Source organism: Streptomyces sp. NBC_00259 (genome assembly GCF_036181745.1).
In the GTDB taxonomy this organism is placed as follows: Bacteria; Actinomycetota; Actinomycetes; order Streptomycetales; family Streptomycetaceae; genus Streptomyces; species Streptomyces pratisoli.
In genome coordinates this window covers 7581062-7599587 of record NZ_CP108080.1, presented here as the reverse complement: position 1 = coordinate 7599587, position 18526 = coordinate 7581062, and the positions used below count along the sequence as shown (strand labels likewise).

The following is an 18526-nucleotide window of genomic DNA, read 5'->3' as shown; positions in this document are numbered from 1 at the left end:
CGGCATCACCGGGGATCAGGGACGTCGTGCCAGGAAGACGAACTCTCTTCCTGGGCGGTCGGGCGCATCACGAACGTCTTCCACCACGTATCCGTGCGCGACCAGGTCCGTCTCGATCTCATCCCGCTCTCGGAAGCGCAGCGTCGAATCCGAGGTCAGCACCTGCCCGTCCGCAGCGAACACATAGGTCCAGCGGAACGTCACCAGGGCCCGAGTCACCTCGATCAGCTGGACCCAGCTCTCGACGGAGCCGACGCCGGGGATCTCCGTCACGCGATGGGAGTTCTCGCGGGTCCACTCTTCCCAGGCGCGTCTGGCCGGGTCACGGGTCTCGAACGCCAGATGCCCGCCAGGCCGTAGTGCTTCGTAGGCTCCCCGCAGCGTCTGCTGCCACGTCTGTGGATCAGCAATGGCCTGGGCAACGTTCGCCGTCATCGTCGCCAGGTCGACCTGCAGCTGCGGAAGGTCTGTCGCGTCACCGCAGATCCACCGCACTCGCTCACTGCCCGGTTTGGCCCGGGCGACATCGATGGACGCCAGGGCGGGATCGACGCCGACGACCTCGATCCCGCGATCAGCCAGGAGGAGCGCGAACACCCCTGTGCCGCAGCCGATGTCCAGCACTCGGCGCGCCCCGAACTCTTCCGCCATCAAGAGGTAGGAGTCGAGATCGCTGCGGTCGGGGTCGAGCGGGTCATAGATCGCGGCGAGCCGTGGATGCCCGAAGCAGTCGTCAGCCATGCGGCCGAACTATAAGCAGGCAAGAGCCGAACAGCTACTGGATCCGCATGGGGCTACGGACCGCTGTGGATCAGAGACGCCCACAGGTGCGGGCGTTCGGGGTGCTCGGCGCGGAGTTCGCGGGTCACCCGGTGCAGGGCATCGGCGGCCTGGTCGGCGTTCTCCGCCATCGGCAGCAGGCGGTAGAAGCGGTCGGCGGCCGTCGCGGCGACGGCGTCGTTGAGCGGCCACAGGCTCGCGATCACATGCCGGAATCCGGCGAGTTGGAACGCCGACGCGAGGTGGGTGGACTCGTTCGCGTGGCGACGGCCGACGTGCCCGGTGGAACAGGCCGAGAGGTAGGCCAGCTCGGCGCTGTGCAGGCGCAGGCGACTGATCTCCGCGATCGGCAGGCGGCCGTCGTGGAGGTGGAGACCGCCCCGCGACGGCGCGTGGAGGTCCGTATCGGCGTGGCAGGCGAAGTGGGCCCAGCCGGCGCCGGGAAGCGCGCCGAGAACGCGGTCGACCGTGGCTTGCTCGTTCGTCAGGAGCATCGAATCGGGAAGGTGCGCGTGCAGAGCGGCCGCTTCGGCCGCGGTCGCCGGCAGGTCCGGCTGGCCGGGCGTGCGTTCGAGCGCGACGGCGAGCTGGCGCCGGGGCGCCCCTGCGGTCTGCCGCCGGGCCCGGAGCAGCGCACGGAAGGTCGGGGCGTACGAGGAGACGACGCGGTCCAGGGCTCCGGGCTCGCCCGGCCTGCCCGCCGCGTGCAGCGGGAGCAGACCGAGCAACCCGGTCGGCATCCACCAGACCCTCGGCAACGCGCCCTCGCGGGGCGGGAACCCGTCCAAGGCGTCCAGTACGGGGCCCACAGTGGTGTCCCAGAGCCAGCCGAGCAGGTCGGACAGGTTCCGCCGGCGCCGTAGTTCACCGACCAGCGAACCGGTGGCGGTCATGGCCCGCGAGAGTTCTGTGGTGCGCGTGTCGACGGCGGACAGAGTCAGGTCGGGCAGTGGCACCAGCTTCGGAGCCGCGTCGGCGGTGGCGATGATCGCGTCGCTGCGCCGGCTGCCGGCGTTGACGAGCACCACGGTTCCGCCCGCTGTGGCTTCCCGCAGGTCGTCCCACGTCGGTGGCAGCAGGAACCGCTCCCAGCCCTGCAGCCGGCGAATCTCCGCGAGCAGCGCGTCGTACTCGCGCCATGGGCGGCGTCGTTCCTCACCGTGGGGCGCGCCGAGTCTCTCACCATCGGGCGTATGGTGACCGCCACCGGGCGCGCCGAGAGCATCGCGGACCTGCTGGAAGCGCCGTGCGAGCTTCGGGTGTTCGCCCTGGAGGCCGGACAGGTCCGTGCGCGCGTCCAGTTGCGACGCCAGCAGGATGCCCCGCCCCTGCTCCCCCGCCTGAATCGCGCCGACGGGGTCGTCGAGGGCGCAGTGGACGGCGACCGCCTCGCCCACGAGCCCGAGGTACCCGTCGAGGCGGTGCTCCTGGTCCGCGTACGACGTCTCCCGGGCGGGTACCGAGGGCAGCAGGGCCACCGCTGCGTCCAGCAGGCGCCGCGCCGTCTCGTGCTGGCCCGCCGCGTGCGCGATCCTGCCGGTCACCCAGCGGGCGCGCACCTGATAGCCGGGCGGGGACGGGCATGGCGCAGCCGCGAGCACGGACAGCTGCTCGACGTCGACGGGATCGACCGCGCCGTCCCCGGCCTGCATCTCCAGGCTGAGGGCGAGGTTGTACAGGCGCTGGGAGTGGACGGGATCGTCGGACGGCGTGGCTGCCACTGCCTCCCTCTTGAGGTCGACCGCACGGTCCAGGTCCGCCGGGTCACCGTCGGCCTTGAACCGCGATTGGAGGGCGACACCGAGGTTGGCCAGGAAGCGGGGGCGGTCGGGGTGGCCGTCCGGAACGAGGGACAGGGTGCGCTCGTTGTGCGCGATGGCCCGGTCCAGATCCACCGTGTTTCCGGTGTGCTGGTGTCGCGTCAGATGGACGCTCGCCAGCATGCCGAGACGAGCGGCCAGTTCGGCATGGTCCTCGGGGGTGGAGGAGACCGACAGCGCGCAGACTTCGACAGCGCGGTCCAGGTCCGCGAGGTCCCCGGTACGCGCGAACCGGGCTTGGTAGGTGGGACCGAGATTGGTCGCGAACGTGGGTCGTTCCGGGTGGCCGACAGGGGTGGCGGCCAGTGCCCGCTCCTTCTGCTCGATCGCCCGGTTCAGGTCGGCCGTGTCGCCGGCGTGCGCGTACCGCGCGGCGAGAGCGGTTCCGACGTTGTTCAGCCGCCGCGCCACATCGGGGTGGTCGGCCGGGGTGCGGGAGACCGCGCGGGTTGCGGACTCGATGGCACGGTCCAGGTCCGCGACGTCGCCGGTGCGTCGAAACCGTGCGTGGTGGTCGCCTGACAGGTTGGACAGGTGTACCGCCAGGAGCTGGTGGTCGGAAGGCGTCTTCTCGACCGCCGCTTCGCGGTGCTCGATGGCACGGTCCAGGTCGTCGACGCTCCCGGCGTGTTTGAACCGAGCGCTGTACATCATTGCGAGGTTGCCGAGGTACAGCGCACGGTCCGGGTGGTCGTCGGGCATCGCCACCACCGCCTGTTCGCCGCGCTCGACCGCCCGGTGCAGGTCCGCCGGGTCGCCGGTGCGCTCGAACCGTGACTGGTAGGCCAGTGCCAGGTTCGACAGCTGCCTGCCCCGTTCGCTTCGGCCCTCCGGGGCGCGCGCCACCGCTCGTTCGCCGTACTCGATGGCGCGGTACAGGTCGGGCACGCTTCCCGTACGTCGGAAACGGCCGTGGAGAGCCGAGCCCACGTTGGAGAGGAGGGTGCTCGACTTGGGGTGATCGGCCGGTGTCGCCGCGACCGCGTCCTCCCCTGCGCTGATCGCACGGTCGAGGTCCGCCGGGTCCGCGGCGCGGTTGAACCGCTCCTGGTAGACGGTGGCGGCGTTGTTGAGACGGACCCCGCGATCGGGATGGTCGTCCGGAGTGGCGGCCAGCGCCAGTTCGTGGATCTCGACGGCACGAGCGAGGTCGGTGACGTCTCCTCCGCGCTCGAACCGCACGTGGTGGAACGTCCCGAGGTTCGACAGGACCGTGGGCAGGTGCACGGGGTCCGGGCTGGCGGACCATGCCTGATGGCCGATCTCGATCGCCCGGTCCAGATCGGCTGGGGCCCCGGCGCGTTCGTACCGGGCGGACAGGGCCATGCCGAGGTTGGCCAGGGACTGCGGGTGCGGCCGGTCGGACGCGGCAAGCACGTACCCGACCTCGATGGCCCGGTCGAGGTCGTCGGGGTTGTCGCTCCGTTCGTGCCGCGTGTGAAGGGCGACGGCGAGGTTGCTCAGGGCCATCAAGCGGTTCGGGTCGGTGGGCGAGACGGTGGACCGCGCTCGCGAGAGGATCTCGATCGCCCGGTCCAGATCGGCGGCGTCACCCGCCCGCTCGTATCGCGCCAGGTGGATGGTGCCGAGGTTGGACAGGATCGTCGGGTAGTTGGGATCGTCGGAGTATGCTGCCGCGCGGTTCCCGAGGTCGATCGCCCTGTCCAGGTCGGCGGTGTTCCCGGTCTGCCCGTATCGCGCCCAGTATCCGGCTCCGGCGTTGGTGACGGTCGTCCCGCCGATCGGTGCCCCGGCGACGAGGACGGCCTCGTGCAGGGCGATGCTGGCGTCGAGCACGTCGCGCTCACCCGTCCGCAGCGCCTGCATGAGCAGCTGTCCGGCCTGCTGTGCCTGTAGCTCAGGGCTCGCCGCCGGACCGAGCACGTGGCGCAGCGGTTCGGGCACGAACCCCTGCCTGCCGGCCCACGGGGCGACGAGGAGGATCGCTCTCGCCAGCTCGGCCCGGCCCGGTTCCTCGGGCATCGCCGCGTGACGCAGGCTGTGCAGCAGGCCCAGCCACCAGGCCGCGGTCGCGAGTCGGTGTGTCTCCCACGGTGCGGGGTGGTCCGGGTCAGCCGGTTGCGCGGCGTGCCAGAGGTTCGCCGCGTCTTCGGTGAGCGTCGGCCCGAGGAGGATGTCGGGACGTGCCTGGGCCGCGTCGATGCCGTGGCGGACGCGGTCGATCCAGTACTCGAAGGACATCAACGCCCTTTTCTGACGATGGCGGTGATGTCCTGGCCCTCGGCGAGGGTCAGAGGACCGGTGGCGGCGTCACTGCCGACGCCGAGCGCGCCGGCCAGCGTCCGGCCGTGCAGGTCGATCGCGGCCTCGGACAACGCGGCCAGGTCCCCGACCGCGGCGCGGGCGCGCGCCCAGCCCGCCACACCGATACCGACACCGATCAGCAGGGCGGGCCACCACATCAGGCCGAGCACGAGGTAGGGCCACGCCCATGTGCCGGACGCGACCGCGCCGGCGAACGCGGCTTCGGCGGCGACGACCTCCGCACGCACCGTTTCCGGCAACACCAGCCACAGCCGGGACCACCCGAAGGCGAGGTCGAGCCCGTTCCGGTGCAGCGCCACCTGCTCGACGGCGTACATACGGTCGCCCATCCAGGTCGGCCGACCCGGTTCCGCGGGCGCGATACGGGTCATCCGCGCCGCCATGTCGTCGATCTCCTCCTGGCGCTCGGCGGTCCGCGTACCCGCCGGGTGGTCCCGTACCAGCGCACGCCTGCGGTCGAGGAGCGCGTGCCACCGCGCCCTGCGCCGGCGCACCACCCACCGTGACAGCGGGCGTGGCCACCGGCCCAGCCACACGAGGCGGGTCACACCGGCCAGAGCCTGCACGGCGAGCCCGGTGCCGGTCGCGGCCAACAGCACGGCCACAAGCAGCAGCACCTGCGCCCCGAACCGGCCGGAGCCGGTGCCCGCGACATCGGAGATCGTCCGTTCCACCTCGCCGACATCGAACGGGTCGGCATGCCCGAGCCGGACGCCGACCACGGCGAGCAGCACGAAGAGGGCACCGGGCAGCACGAGCAGGGCGACCCACCGCTCAGCGAGCTTCTTGGCGAGCTCCTCGAAGAACTTGCCCATGGGGCTACTGCCGCCTCATCGTCCGTCGGGTCACCGCGCAGACCGGCACGGGCCCGGCGGGCACGGTCGTGGCGACGCGCTCGCAGGCGCCATCAGGGCAGACGAACCACTCCTCGTCGGCACGCCCTGCCCCGGCCCCCGGCAGCCCGGCGCCGAGTGCCTGTCGGGTCTCGTCACGAGTCGTGCCCAACAGCTCGGCGAGCAGCGGCAGGATCGGCCGCCGTGCGGCGGCCTCCGACTCGATACGCGCCAGCAGCCGGCCCTTCTCCTCGGAGTGCGCCGAGATCTCGGCCCGCAGTGCGGGCAGTTCCTCGCACACCATCGAGAGCACGTCGCGCTCGTCCTGATCCACCGGGCCCCCTCCACGACTTGAACGCCAGCATATTGAACCGGCCGGGCCACGAGGGCTCCCCGCAGGAAATGCTCCCCCGGCGCCATCGATCTTGGCCCGAACCGATGGCGCGGAGGGTGACAGGCCATCAACTCATCCACGCAGTCGGGCTGCTGAGCATCGCCCTGTCGGCCGACCTGGCGCCCACGTCCCCGACCGTCGCCCCCCTGCTATGGTGCGCCGATGTCGTCGATCAAGCAGTTCCAAGTCACCTTCGACTGCGCAGAACCTGAGCGCGTAGCTCGTGCCCGGTCGGCACGGCGAGCAGCGCGAGGGCGCGCAGCCCGTCGATCGCGCGGTCGTGCCGCCGCCACCGCAGGGGTTTGCCACCTGGGACGCTTACGGTCGCTCGCTGCCACCTGAGGATCAGGGTTCATGGTTCGCGTGCACTGATCCCTCAGGTGTGGGCCCGCGACTGTTCTTTCAGCGGGTTCCCGAGGGCAAGGTCGCCAAGAATCGGCTTCATCTTGACGTACGGGTCGGCACCGGGCTCGTGGGTGAAGAGCGCTTGGCCACACTGGAGGCCGAGTGCACGCGCCTGGTCGCGCTCGGCGCGGTACGCGTGCGACTGCTGCCCGCCGATGAGGACAATGAGTCGTGCATCGTGATGCAGGACATCGAGGGCAACGAGTTCTGTCTCGACTGAGTGCCTGCGTCAGTAGCTGCGTCACTGACCGCGGACTCCGGCCCACTTGTAAGGGGCCTACTCCACGCCAGGAGGCACGCGTGTCGCCTGGTGGTAGTACATCCGCCATCCCGCGGCTCCGTCTCCCTTGCGCCAGATCGAACTGTGCCTGGTCCTGCGCTCGCCGAGGACGGTCTCGAAGGTGAGGTGAACCAGTCCCGGGGCCAGGATCACGCCCGAGATCTCTGAGGGCTCGTAGCGGAGGCCATCCGGTGAACTCCCCGGATGGTCGGGTAGTTCGGAGAGCATGGTCTCGTACGTCCACCGTCGCCCCGACCCACCGACCTCCACGAACTGCGGGTCGAGGAGCTGTCCGGCCAGTTCGCGCGAGGCGCGGACATGCGGATCCATGAGCTGCAGTTCACCAGCGATCGCCTGAGCCACGTCATCGGTAGGGCTGTCCATGGACGTATCGGCCCACGCCGCCCTCACCGCCCTCGGCGTCCGCGGGGAGATAACGGGCCACCACGTCCGCGGCGGCTCCGCCGCTCACACTGCGCGGGAGCAGGCTGTGCTGGAGGGCCAGGGCGGTTGCGCGCTCACGCGTGTACCGGCGGGCGTTGTCCAGGCTCAGCGCGGCCCTGGCCACCAGTTCCTCGGCGAACAGCAGGTCGGCCTCGTCGAACGGTGCCGGGGTGTCCGTCCGTACGAACACCGCCACCCCCAGGAGGGCACCGCGGGCGTGGACCGGAACGACCATCAAGGAATGCATGCCCAGCTCGCGGATCTTCGCGGCCCGTGCCGGGTCGTCGTCCAGCCATGTGCCTGGGGCGGTTTCCAGCACCGGCTGCAGGACGGACTTCCCGGAGGACAGCACTCGGATGAAGGGCGAGGCAGGGGGAACGTAGACCACCTCGCCGCGCGGCCACAGGGACTCCGGGGTGCCGGGGTGGATCGAGGCCATGCCCGCGCGCCGGAACTTCGGGAGGCGTCCGCCCATCGGACCCAGCCGCTCCAGGGGCTCCTCGCCGAGTCGGACGGCCTCGGTCAGGTCGACGGTCACGTAGTCGGCGAGCAGCGGCACGGTGAAGTCGGCCAGTTCCTGCGCCGTGTGCATGACGTCGAGCGTGGTGCCGATGCGGGCGCCGGCCTCGCTGACGAGGGCCAGGCGGTCCTCGGCCCACCGTCTGCCGGTGACCTCAAGGACCACTTGGCACACACCCCCAGCGTCCGGCCTTCCGCGTCGTCCAGGCGGATGGCGCAGACGGAGAACGCACGGTTCCCTCCGGCCCGTTCCATGATCGGGGCGCGGTACTCGCGGCCGAAGTCCGAGATGCCGGTCGCCAGCACCTCCCGCATCGCGGACTCCAGCACTCCGGCGTCGCCGGGCAGCGCCGTGCCCGGCCGACGGCCGAGCCGCTGCTCCCGGGGGACTCCGTCGTACTTCTCCAGCGCGTCGTTCACCCAGATGCAGCGCAGGTCGGTGTCCCAGATGGCGAAGCCGAGCGCGGACCGGGTGAGGAGGGATCCCAGCGCGGTTCCGGCGACGTCGCCTGCACGCTGCAGGATGCCGGCCAGGTCTGTCGGTGCGGGTTTCTTTCCTGCCATGTCTCGATTCTCCGGCTCTGTTGCCGGGTACCGCCTTTCCTGCGGTCCTCAGGCGTGTGGACGATGCCGCTGTCGGTGCGTCGTCCGGTGCCTGGGCCTCACGGTGCACGGCTACCGCCGGTCGACCTCGATGCTCAACCTCGACCCGAGGCATCCGCGGAGGGCCGGCCCCCGCCGCTCGTCTGGCATGAGCGCGTGAGGTCAGCAGGCCCTCGGGCCTGCAGAGGCGTGCGCGGCCGGTTGTCAGTCCTCGTTCTTAGGATCACGACATGACTGATGCCTTCACCGTTCTGTGGACCCACGACACCTGCCGCGCGCTGCGCAGGACGGGCCGCGCCGGTGAGCGGCCACCGGTCGCCTTCAGCGGCGTCCACTCCTCGCTGCCCGCATGGTCGGGCGCCCGTGCAGGTGACGACGTGTACGCGCTCCACGTCAACCAGCGCGTCGTGTTCGTGGTGAGCCGGATGCGGGTGATCGACCTGGGACGGCGAGGCTGCTGCGGCACCGCCCCTGCCACGTGGCAGGATCCGGCCTTTCCCGGACACGCCGACTGGTCGATGCTCGGCGCCGACGGCTGCGGTGCCACGGCAGTGCACGTGGACGCGACACCCGTGCGCTTCGACATACCGATACCCGGCGACCTTCTGGCACGGCTCACTTGGCGCAACCGCCGAGGCCAGACCCGCCTGCTGAAGTACGTGGAAGACGGCCGCCTCGAACGCTCGATCAGCCTCCAGGGGTTCTACCGTCTGACCCCCGAGTCCGCCGACGAACTGGCGGAGATCGTCCACAACGCCTCGTGAACAGCCTTGCGACACCGCGAGCCCCGGCCCGGATGAACCTTCGGCCGCAGGCCCCCAGGACGACCGACCCCGGAATCCCAACGATGCGGCCGATACGGCCACGGCCATGAGCGACAGTGCGCTCGTCGTCGCCGAGCTGACCGTCTCGGCCTGGGCGGCCCCCGCTCGGGCGGCGGCCGCCGCCACCTGGCTTCTCGAGCGGCAGATCATTCGAGCTCTGCGATCGCCTCGCCCACGCTGCCGTCTGATCCACCGGCGAATCTGAGACGCCTCACGTCCCTGAACACCCCGACAAGAGCAAGGAGAACAAGTTCGCAGAAGGCTGCGTCCGTTGCTTCGCCCGGCCGGTTCACGGCGTCCCCGACGGCGCGGAGCACCACTACCGTCGGGGCGCCGGAGAACGGCTGAGGGGGCTACCCGTCACGCATAGGGGTCGAACGGGATGCCGGCCGGCTTGGCTTCGGCGAGGTGGCCCTCGAAGCTGCCGTCCTTGAGCCCGAAGTGGGCACTGCCGAAGTCGGCTTGGCTGAGCTTGTCGCGCAAGCCCGCCGGGTAGCCGTTCCAGCCGACGAGCGTGGGGAACTGCCAGGTGCGCTGGTGGTTCTCCGGCGGTTCGTCGTTGGAGTTGGCGGGGCGGAAGCAGTGCGTGCTCACACCGTCCTTGTGGTACACGACCTTCGGGTGGGTGCCGTCCCAGCGGATCTGGTCGCGCGGGTAGATGTTGAAATCTCCGTGCGCAGAGGTGGCGACGTACTGCGCCTGGTTGTTCTGCACCCAGACCACGACGTGCTCCCAGTCGTGGCGGTGCCCGCCGAGACTGATACCGGGGATGGCCTGGTCCTTCTCGAAGTAGAGCCCGTAGATGACGGCGCACCAGCCGTTGTTGCACTTGGCGCGGGAGTACCCGTTCGTGTTGACCAGGTCCGACGCGTCCCGGCAGTTGCCGTTGAGGGCTCCGGTGGGCTTCAGGCCAGGGTTGATGGTGCCGTCGGGACCGATGGCCGGCGTCGCGTAACAGCCGTCGGTGTCGTAGTCGTAGGCCGGCTGGAACGTCTGGTCCAGCGTGTCCGCGTTGGCCGGCAGGGCGGCCAACGGCGCGGCGAGAGCGGTGTTCGGAACGGCGAGCACCAGCGCGAACGCGCCGGCGAGGATGAGCGAAGCCCTGCGGATTCTGGAGCTCTGCTGCACCAAGTCCTCCTGGAAACCGTGGTGTGGGGTACACGATCCGTTGACATGTCCGCCACAGCCTTCAGGTAATTCGGCGGAATACCAAGAGGGGTGAGATGACTATGCGCTGAAGAGTGGACCAAGTACGGGACGCGGCCCCACTGACCGCCCCACCCACTCGCGTCTCCTGCGCGGCAGCGACCGCGCCTCCTCTACGACCGCGTGCGTGCTTGCCCGTTTCCGTGCGCCCGGGCAGCGAGCCGGCCCATCACCCGCTGGCACAACGATGCCGGGGTGCCCTTGGGCACCCCGGCATGATGTCGAAGGCGAGGAAAGCGAACGCACTAGTTTCAGAAAGGATGAGAAGGAAGTCCGTTCATGGCCTCGCCGGGGCCAACGCTAGCAGTCAGCCGGGAATCACGTCGCGCAGGTTTTCCGGGGTGAAGACCCTGGACTGCGGGTGGAGTCCGTCCGGACGTTCCAGGCCGATGTACGTGACGGGGCCGTCCGGGATCGTCGTACCGTCCCACAGCGTGGTGGCGGTGGCGCGGTCGGCCATCAGGTCGATGAGGTGGCGGACGGCGAGATGGTCGCGCTCGACGATGCCGCGCAGCAGCGTCGCGACCGACACCCGGTTTCCCTCCACCTGGTTGGAGTTCGGGTTGCCCTTGAGGTACAGGTGCAGCCACTTGGCGCGCCAGCGGCCGTCGCTTCCGCGCAGGAACGCCACCGGCAGTGCGACCCTGCCCGGACCGCGCAGCTCCGACTTCATGCGCACGGTGCGCGGCTCGAAGGGGCGGCCCTGCTGCTCGACGTCGCGCAGCATGAAGCCGAAGAACGACTCCTCGACCTCCTCGAATCCCTCCCCGGAGTAGATGTTGACCTGCGGGACGATGTAGGTGCCGCGCACGGCACCCAGGCGCAGGTTGATGAACTCCGAGGCGCCGTCGGGTGCGTCGGTGATGTCGCCGGAGTGTTCGCCCCCGACCTCGGTGAGGGCGGTGTACGACAGCCAGGAGACCGTCGTGTACGAGGCGTCCAGCATCAAGGCCGACAGGTCGTAGTCGGTGCTGCGGCTCGTCTGCTTCCAGTGGACGAAGAACCGCAGCAGTTCGCCGTCGACCGGGGAGAGGGAGCCACGGGGCAGCACGCCGAGACCGGCCGCCGTCGCCCTGCCGCTGAGCGGTAGCGCGACATCGAGGATGTCGGGGTCGATGAGCAGATGCCCCGGCTCCGGGAGGCGGCTGCGCGTCTCGGCGTCCAGGGTGGCGATCATGCGCGTGCGCTCGGGCGCCGGTACCGGTCGGCGGGTGTCGGCGGCAACCCAGGCGCGGCCCAGGCGGTTGACGAAGACGCGACGCTCGCCGGTGTCCTCGGTGCGGTTGTGGAGGTGCTCGCGGACGGACAAGAGGACCCGGGCGGACACCTGGGGGGCGACCTGCTCGGCGGCGGTCGTGACGGCGTCGCGCTCGTCCTGGACGGTACACGCGCGCAGCAGGCGGTCCAGGGAGCGGAACAGTGTGCCCGGCGCGGCCACCAGCAGCCGCGCCGCCCCGGTGACGTCGCCGGCGGCGAGGAGTTCCTCGACGCGGCTGCCGAAGGACCGGGCCTCCTTCTCGCCCCGGGCGACGGCGAACACGTCGGCGGCGTGCGGCCAGCGCGCTCGGTATTCGTGCGGGTGGAGGCGCTCGCCGAGGCGCTTGAACGCCTCACGGTGCGCGGTCACGTCGGCGAGCTTCGCCGGGGTTGCCGCGACGACCGAGTCGAGGCCGGCGAGCAGGACGCGGCGCACCGGTCGGGACAGCGACCGGAACCGGGTCGGTTCCACGAGGGTCACGTCGCCGTCCGACAGTGCGCAGGCGAGACGGAGCACATCGGTGACGCTGTCCAGCAGTAGGTCCACGCCGGCGTCGATGCGGGCGAGGTTGACGACGGCACGGTTCTCCCGGACCGGGATCGCCTCGGGCTGGGGGCCCTCCGCGCAGGACCCGGCGAGTGAGCCGAGGTCGCGCAGGCCCTCCTCGCCCAGCGGAGTGGTACTGCGGGCCAGGGCCAGATACAGGGCGGTGACCTCGTCGTCCGGGGTGCCGCCCAGGTGCAGGACCGTCATACGGTCGCCCGCAGCGGCGATCAGTTCGTCGTGGGCAGCGAGCATCTCGGCGTACGTGTGCCGGTAGTTGCCGTACGACGGCAGGGTCAGCAGGTCGACGACACCGGTGCCGAGCTGGGCGAGGGTGCGCTCGTACGTTGCGTCGTCGGCGAGGGCCTCGGCAATGCACCGCATCCAGAAGTCGAACGTGTCCGGCACCTTGGCCGGAAAGTCGATGAAGTAGACGTTGTGCCGGACATGGTCGCCGACCATCTCGCGGACGGTGCCCAGCGTGCGCACGGCGATCTCGACGACCGTCTCCTCGCTCAGCCCCGACAGGGCCTCCAGCAGATCCGCCGAAAGCTTGAAGCCCACGGACATCAGGGCGGCATCGAACTGCCGCGCCGCGACGCCGCCCTGCCCGGCCGGTCCGGAAGGGGCGGGCAGACGGTGGGTGTGCCGGATGACCAGGGGTTCGAGACGATGGGACATCCGTGCATGATCCCAGAACCGTACGAGCCGACGCATTCCGGTTTTCGAACACGGTGCGCTCCCGGCAGCGGGCTGCCGTTCTCGCGGACGCAGCGGCTGTGCCTCTGGAGAAGCGCGACATCCCGCCTGGCAAGGTCCGCCTCGTGCCCGGAGAGGACTGTGCCCGCCCCCATCAGACAGCTGGGGGCGGGCACCAGGGACCCTTGGGTCAGGCGGGGGTGATGTTCTCCGCCTGGGGGCCCTTCTGGCCCTGGGTGACGTCGAACGTCACCTTCTGGCCCTCCTGCAGCTCACGGAAGCCCGAGCTGGCGATGTTGGAGTAGTGGGCGAAGACGTCCGGGCCTCCACCGTCCTGCTCGATGAAGCCGAAGCCCTTCTCCGAGTTGAACCACTTAACGGTTCCGCTGGCCATGCACGTCCTCCAAAGGACTCAAGGTCGGCCCCCGCACCATGCGGGGACCGGAGGTGATCGCCGGGTCCTCAGCGACGCTGAACAGCAAAACCGCCCGTGCATGTGCTCACGGGCGGAAGGAACTTCGGAACCACGACAGCTGGAGGAGACGCTACACGAGCCCCGCCCTGACCACCACGAAAGCCACCTCCGCAGTCTGCCGAGTGTCGCCCCGCAGCCCGGCGTACCGGCTCCACTCCCACCCGACCTCTGACCAGCTCCTCCGGACCGGTCGCGGGACCATTCCGCGGCTCAGCCCGCCTCAGGAGCCCCGACCCACCCGATCCCACTCCTCCATGGACTGCTCGACGAGGCGGTTGGCCCGTTCCCGAGCGTCATCCGGGAACGTGGCGAAGAACCGGATCGATTGCTCTCTGGTGATAGCCCGTCTCGCCGTGTAGCGTCGCTGGCAGATGTCGTGGTTCGCAGTACCTGCCCGCGCTCCGGCGTGGGCGTTTTGCTGTGCAGTGCCTGAGAACCAGGGCGATCACCTCCGGGTCCGCGCGGTGCGGACCCGCTGTCGACTGAGAGGCACTGGCATGGCCAGCGGAACTGTCAAGTGGTTCAACTCGGAAAAGGGCTTCGGCTTCATCGCGCAGGACGGCGGCGGCCCCGACGTCTTCGCCCACTACTCCAACATCAACTCGTCCGGCTTCCGTGAGCTCCAGGAAGGCCAGGCCGTCACCTTCGACATCACCCAGGGCCAGAAGGGCCCCCAGGCGGAGAACATCACCCCCGCCTGACCCAGCGTTGGACGCGACCAGACCCCTGGAGTGCTCGCTCCAGGGGTCTGGTGCATCTGAACAGGGGCGCTGCAGCCGATCTGGTCACCTCGCCGTGTGGCACGACTCCAGAGACGTGTGCGTGTGGCGTGCCGCCCTGAGCCGAGGAAACCACAAGGCTGCCCTGCCTGCCCGCCTGGGCGAAGCTGAATCGTGGCCGCCTCACCATCCGGGATCCTCAGGGGTGTCGTCAGGTGAGGGAGGAGAATGAGCGGCATGACCATGGTGAAAGACATCGACGTCCGCGGTATGCAGCACTGCGAGACGACGGCGCTCGGTGTGCTTCTGCGGCATGAGGGACTCGACTTGTCCGAGCCCATGCTGTTCGGGCTCGGCTCCGGGCTGTCCTTCATCTACTGGGACAGCAAAGCCGTGGGGTTTCCCTTCCTGGGAGGTCGGGTCAAGCCGTTCGAGCTCACCAGGAACCTGGCCGCCGCCCTCGGGCTCGAGCTGCTGATCGGGGAGACCACCTCCCCGCGCAAGGCATGGCAGAACGTCGCGGCACCCATCGACGCCGGTCGGCCGGTCGGCCTGCAACTCGACAGCTACCACCTGGACTACTTCACCACCAAGGTGCACTTCGGCGGGCACGTCGTCGCCATGTACGGCTACGACGAACAGGACGCCTACCTGGTGGACACCGACCCGCAGGGCGGAGCCGTCTCCACCGGCCTCGCCGGCCTGGCCAGAGCCAGGGCCGCGCGCGGCCCCATGACCGCCAAGCACCGCTCCTTCACCATCACGGCGCCCAGCAGCCCGACGCCACCGCAGGACCGGATCATCCCCGCGATCAAGACCTGCGCCGCCGCCTTCCTGAACCCGCCCATCGCGAACCTGGGCCACCGGGGCATCGAGAAAGCCTCCAAGCAGGTGCCGAAGTGGCTGCAGCGCAGCGACAACCCGCGGGAGGACCTGCCACGGACCGCCGTCCTCATGGAGAGGGCCGGCACCGGCGGCGCCCTGTTCCGCAATCTCTACCGGGACTTCCTCGCCGAGTGCGCCCAGTTCATCGACAGCAGCCACCTGCGCACCGGCCACACCCTGTATGCCGAAGCCGCCACCCTCTGGACACAGGTGGCCGCACTCGTCGCGACAGCAGGCGAAACCGGCGACGCGAAGCACCTCATACAGGCCGGCTCCCTCCTCCACGAGCTGTCGCGCATCGAACGCGATGCCATGCAGGCACTCAGCCTCCTCTAGGGCCTGTCCGGCCGGTCATCCCTCCGGTCATGCTCGGAGCCGGAGTCGGACACGGCAGCACACCGGGAACTCGGACGGGAAAGGGAGCGTTTCATCCCCTGAGCGGGTGGGCCGGCCCGCCCATGGGTGAAAGGGACGAGCACGACGTGACGAGTGACAAGGCCCGCAAGCTGTTCGAGGCGCTCGATCTGGACAAGAACGGGACCTTGACCCGCGAGGAAGTGATCACTGCCCTGCGGACGAAGGGCCCGCAGCTGGCGGCGTCGGGGGATGTGCCGTTCTGGGGCGTGGGGGACGCCGATGCCTCTTCGGCGCTGTTCGACGCTGCCGACCAGAACGGGGACGCGGTACTGACCCTGGAGGAGTTCGCGACGGTAGTGGACCGCCGTTTCGGCTGGCACTGACACCGGGTGATCGCACCGCCTCGCATCTTCGCGTCGGCGCCATAGGACTCGGCCTGCGGCGCAGTCCAACGGAGAAGCTGATCGCCGCCTGCTCGCGCACCGTGGTGGCGGCGCCCGCGCGGGTCCGGCCGGCCGGGCAAGCGGTCGACGGCCGTAAAGGCGGAGTTCACCCGGCGGTGGCCGCCAGGCCGGTCGTCGCCGCGAGAGTCCCCGCGTGACTGACCTACTCCCCGAACCCCGCGTCCCCCGGCTCGGCCGACGCCGTTTCCTCACCGCCGTCGGCGGCACCGCGCTCGGTGCCCTGGCCGCGGGGCAATTCGCATGGCCCGAATCGGCCGAGGCGCTCGACCTGGACACCGCGCCGTTCACCCTCGGTGTGGCCTCCGGTGACCCCGACCACCACAGCGTGGTGCTGTGGACGCGGCTCGCGCCCGATCCGCTGAACGGCGAGACCGGCGGCATGCCGGCCGAACCCGTCGAGGTCCGCTGGGAACTGGCCCGCGACGAGCGCTTCCGGCACGTCGTCCGCCGCGGTACGGTGACCGCCCGACCCGAGTCGGCGCACAGCGTGCACATCGTCGCCGAGGACCTGGCACCCGACCGCTGGTACTGGTACCGCTTCTCGACGGCGGCCGAGGGCGGTGCGGTCCACAGCCGCACCGGCCGTACCCGTACGCTCCCCGCGCCCGGCGACCGGCCCGAGCGGCTCCGCTTCGCGTTCGTCTCCTGCCAGTCGTGGGCCGGCGGCGCGTACCCCGCCTACCGCGATCTGGCCGAGCAGGACATCGACTTCGTCCTGCACCTCGGCGACTACATCTACGAGACCGCGGGCGGCGGCCTCGCCGAGTTCCGGCGCCTGCACCAGCTCTACAAGACCTCGCCCGACCTGCGCGCCGCGCACGCCAGGTTCCCGTTCTTCACCACCTGGGACGACCACGAGGTGCAGAACAACTACGCGGCGGACATCGCGGGCGCCGCCGGTGACGGCCGCCCGTTCCTGGAGCGGCGCGCCAACGGCTACCAGGCGTACTACGAGCACCTTCCGCTGCGGCCCGCGCAGCGCCCCGACGGCCCGGACGCCCTGCTCTACCGCCGGTTCGACTTCGGCAGACTGGCCGGGTTCTCCGTACTGGACACCCGTCAGTACCGCAGCGACCAGCCGTGCGGCGACGGCCGCAAGGAGCCGTGCACCGAGGCGTACGATCCGGCGCGCACCATGACCGGGATCGAGCAGGAGCGCTGGCTGCTCGACGGCCTCGACCGTTCCCGGGCCCGGTGGAACGTCATAGCCCAGCAGACCATCATGGCGGCCTTCGACTACGACTTGGGGCCGGGCAGGATCGTCAACCTCGACCAGTGGGACGGCTATCCGGCGGCCCGCACCCGCATCCTGGACTTCTTCGAGCGCAAGCGGCCCGCCAACCCGGTGGTGCTCAGCGGTGACTGGCACTCGGCGTGGGTCAACGACCTGAAGAAGGACTTCGGCGACCCGGGTTCACGGACCGTCGCCACCGAGTTCGTCGGCACCTCCGTCTCCTCGGGTGCGGGCGGCTGGGACGCCGACGTGCGCACGGGCCTGCCCGCCAACCCGCATGTGAAGTTCTACAACGGCACATACCGCGGCTACACCCTGTGCGACATCACGCCCGAGCGCTGGCGCACCGAACTGCGGATCGTGCTGAGCACCGGTGACGCCGCCTCGCCCGCCTTCACCCTCGCCACCTACGAGGTGCGCGACGGCCGTCCGGGCGCGCGCCGCGTCGGCGCGGGCGACGGCCTCACCGGCCGGATCACCGACGGGGCGACCGGCGCGCCGCTGGGCAACGTCCAAGTCACCGTGACGGACACGGAAGGGCGGCGGATCGGGGCGAGCACCACGGACGCGGCCGGTGAGTTCCTGGCGTTCGCGCCGCCCGGCACGTACACCCTGGCCGCCAACGGCGTCGGCTACGAGCCGGCCGAACGGGAGGTCACCCTGCGCGAAGGTGCCGGGCTCACGGTCGACCTGGGCCTGACGCGTTCCGGCGCCCGCGCCGGGACGGGCCGTACGGTGCCGGGGCCGCAGTCCCAGGCCGGTTCCTCGGACCTGGTGCTCTCCAACGACCTGGTGGCGCTGGCCGTTTCGGCCGGCTCCGAGGACCCGCAGCTGTCGGGCGTGACCCTGGGCAAGCCGCTCGACCTGGCGGCCGTCGGCCGGCTCGACCAGATCGACTGGATCAACCTGCCCTACGCCTCAGTGGCACAGCCCCGCGGCGCCAACGCCTGGCAGCAGCGCACGGTGAAGTCGGACAGCGTCGAGGTGGTCTCCTCCACCGGCGCCGAGGCGTCGGTGCGCGCGGTGGGCCGCAGCACCGAGCTGCCGGAGCTGGCCGTCACCACCACGTACAGCATCCGCAAGGGCGAGCCGTGGGTGCGGGCCGACAGCGTCTTCACCAACAACGCCGCCACGGCGGTCACCTTCTGGACCGGCGACGTCCTCGACCACGACGGCGCGGGGCAGCGCAGCGGTGTCGCGGGACACGGCACCATCACCGCGGGCTCCCCCGCCGACTTCGCGCCCGCCGCGCCGTGGATCGGCATGACGGGCTCGGACGGCCAGACGTACGGACTCCTGTACGAGGACGCGCAGTTCACCGCGTACGCCTGCGGGATCTGGGCGATGAGCCAGCGGAAGGTGACCCTGGAACCGGGAGCGGCCTTCACGCTCCGGCGCCGGATCGCCGCCGTCGACAACGGCGGCGCGGCCGATCCTTTCGCGGTACTCGGCGGACTGTGACCACACCGGATCCCGCGCACCCGTCGACCGGGCGCGC

The 18526-nt window shown here is 70.5% G+C and carries 15 protein-coding genes and 1 pseudogene; 6 read left to right on the top strand and 10 right to left on the bottom strand.

Features of this window, described 5'->3' with window-relative positions; translation table 11 throughout:
- Positions 1-15 precede the first annotated feature (15 nt).
- The 4 genes from OG766_RS34075 to OG766_RS34060 are packed head-to-tail and all read right to left on the bottom strand — an operon-like array spanning position 16 to position 6053.
- Positions 16-741: a class I SAM-dependent methyltransferase gene (locus OG766_RS34075; protein WP_328727109.1), complete on the bottom strand. Its 726-nt coding sequence runs from the start codon at positions 739-741 to the stop codon at positions 16-18.
- 53 nt (positions 742-794) lie between these two features.
- Positions 795-4802 (bottom strand): CHAT domain-containing protein, encoded by a 4008-nt coding sequence (locus OG766_RS34070; protein ID WP_328727108.1) that lies wholly within the window; start codon positions 4800-4802, stop codon positions 795-797.
- A complete protein-coding gene (locus OG766_RS34065; RefSeq protein ID WP_266384743.1) occupies positions 4802-5701 on the bottom strand; it encodes a hypothetical protein in 900 nt (299 codons plus the stop codon). The genes OG766_RS34070 and OG766_RS34065 overlap by 1 nt, the downstream gene beginning before the upstream one ends.
- Positions 5702-5705: 4 nt before the next feature.
- Positions 5706-6053 carry a hypothetical protein gene (locus OG766_RS34060; RefSeq protein ID WP_266384745.1) on the bottom strand — a complete coding sequence of 116 codons (348 nt, stop codon included), beginning with the start codon at positions 6051-6053 and terminating at the stop codon, positions 5706-5708.
- Positions 6054-6275: 222 nt separating this feature from the next.
- Between OG766_RS34060 and OG766_RS34055 the strand changes: the two are divergent.
- Positions 6276-6738: pseudogene (locus tag OG766_RS34055) on the top strand (VOC family protein).
- Between the two features lie 57 nt (positions 6739-6795).
- On the opposite strand, the gene OG766_RS34050 reads toward OG766_RS34055, so the two are convergent.
- The 3 genes from OG766_RS34050 to OG766_RS34040 are packed head-to-tail and all read right to left on the bottom strand — an operon-like array spanning position 6796 to position 8325.
- On the bottom strand, positions 6796-7182 hold the full coding sequence (locus OG766_RS34050; protein WP_266384750.1) for a nuclear transport factor 2 family protein: 387 nt from the start codon (positions 7180-7182) through the stop codon (positions 6796-6798).
- Positions 7163-7834 carry a GAF domain-containing protein gene (locus OG766_RS34045; RefSeq protein ID WP_328727107.1) on the bottom strand — a complete coding sequence of 224 codons (672 nt, stop codon included), beginning with the start codon at positions 7832-7834 and terminating at the stop codon, positions 7163-7165. Before OG766_RS34045 ends, OG766_RS34050 begins: the two co-directional genes overlap by 20 nt.
- Positions 7777-8325, bottom strand: a complete 549-nt coding sequence (locus OG766_RS34040) for a PAS domain-containing protein (protein WP_328727106.1) — start codon at positions 8323-8325, stop codon at positions 7777-7779. Before OG766_RS34040 ends, OG766_RS34045 begins: the two co-directional genes overlap by 58 nt.
- Before the next feature lie 269 nt (positions 8326-8594).
- Here OG766_RS34040 and OG766_RS34035 point away from each other — a divergent pair, with 269 nt between their 5' ends.
- Entirely contained in the window at positions 8595-9128 is a 534-nt protein-coding gene (locus OG766_RS34035; RefSeq protein ID WP_266384753.1) for a hypothetical protein, read from the top strand.
- A 420-nt stretch (positions 9129-9548) separates the two neighbouring features.
- On the opposite strand, the gene OG766_RS34030 is transcribed toward OG766_RS34035, so the two are convergent.
- The 3 genes from OG766_RS34030 to OG766_RS34020 all read right to left on the bottom strand — a co-directional run bounded on the left by OG766_RS34030 (position 9549) and on the right by OG766_RS34020 (position 13288).
- On the bottom strand, positions 9549-10316 hold the full coding sequence (locus OG766_RS34030; RefSeq protein ID WP_266384755.1) for an NPP1 family protein: 768 nt from the start codon (positions 10314-10316) through the stop codon (positions 9549-9551).
- Positions 10317-10701: 385 nt separating this feature from the next.
- Positions 10702-12876: a TerD family protein gene (locus OG766_RS34025; RefSeq protein ID WP_328727105.1), complete on the bottom strand. Its 2175-nt coding sequence runs from the start codon at positions 12874-12876 to the stop codon at positions 10702-10704.
- 208 nt (positions 12877-13084) lie between these two features.
- Positions 13085-13288 carry a cold-shock protein gene (locus OG766_RS34020; RefSeq protein WP_242331983.1) on the bottom strand — a complete coding sequence of 68 codons (204 nt, stop codon included), beginning with the start codon at positions 13286-13288 and terminating at the stop codon, positions 13085-13087.
- Positions 13289-13866: 578 nt separating this feature from the next.
- Between OG766_RS34020 and OG766_RS34015 the strand changes: the two genes are divergently transcribed.
- The 4 genes from OG766_RS34015 to OG766_RS34000 all read left to right on the top strand — a co-directional run bounded on the left by OG766_RS34015 (position 13867) and on the right by OG766_RS34000 (position 18489).
- Positions 13867-14070, top strand: coding sequence for a cold-shock protein (locus OG766_RS34015; RefSeq protein WP_266384762.1), 204 nt, complete (start codon positions 13867-13869; stop codon positions 14068-14070).
- A 255-nt stretch (positions 14071-14325) separates the two neighbouring features.
- A complete protein-coding gene (locus tag OG766_RS34010) occupies positions 14326-15309 on the top strand; it encodes a BtrH N-terminal domain-containing protein (protein WP_328727104.1) in 984 nt (327 codons plus the stop codon).
- Positions 15310-15455: 146 nt separating this feature from the next.
- Entirely contained in the window at positions 15456-15713 is a 258-nt protein-coding gene (locus OG766_RS34005) for an EF-hand domain-containing protein (protein WP_423247145.1), read from the top strand.
- Positions 15714-15927: 214 nt separating this feature from the next.
- Entirely contained in the window at positions 15928-18489 is a 2562-nt protein-coding gene (locus tag OG766_RS34000) for an alkaline phosphatase D family protein (RefSeq protein WP_328727103.1), read from the top strand.
- Positions 18490-18526: the final 37 nt, after the last annotated feature.

Coding starts and splice junctions, on each gene's coding strand:
- OG766_RS34075 (WP_328727109.1), bottom strand. CDS start 741: ATGGCTGACGACTGCTTCGGGCATCCACGGCTCGCCGCGATCTATGAC.
- OG766_RS34070 (WP_328727108.1), bottom strand. CDS start 4,802: ATGTCCTTCGAGTACTGGATCGACCGCGTCCGCCACGGCATCGACGCG.
- OG766_RS34065 (WP_266384743.1), bottom strand. CDS start 5,701: ATGGGCAAGTTCTTCGAGGAGCTCGCCAAGAAGCTCGCTGAGCGGTGG.
- OG766_RS34050 (WP_266384750.1), bottom strand. CDS start 7,182: ATGGACAGCCCTACCGATGACGTGGCTCAGGCGATCGCTGGTGAACTG.
- OG766_RS34045 (WP_328727107.1), bottom strand. CDS start 7,834: ATGCACACGGCGCAGGAACTGGCCGACTTCACCGTGCCGCTGCTCGCC.
- OG766_RS34040 (WP_328727106.1), bottom strand. CDS start 8,325: ATGGCAGGAAAGAAACCCGCACCGACAGACCTGGCCGGCATCCTGCAG.
- OG766_RS34035 (WP_266384753.1), top strand. CDS start 8,595: ATGACTGATGCCTTCACCGTTCTGTGGACCCACGACACCTGCCGCGCG.
- OG766_RS34025 (WP_328727105.1), bottom strand. CDS start 12,876: ATGTCCCATCGTCTCGAACCCCTGGTCATCCGGCACACCCACCGTCTG.
- OG766_RS34020 (WP_242331983.1), bottom strand. CDS start 13,288: ATGGCCAGCGGAACCGTTAAGTGGTTCAACTCGGAGAAGGGCTTCGGC.
- OG766_RS34015 (WP_266384762.1), top strand. CDS start 13,867: ATGGCCAGCGGAACTGTCAAGTGGTTCAACTCGGAAAAGGGCTTCGGC.
- OG766_RS34010 (WP_328727104.1), top strand. CDS start 14,326: ATGACCATGGTGAAAGACATCGACGTCCGCGGTATGCAGCACTGCGAG.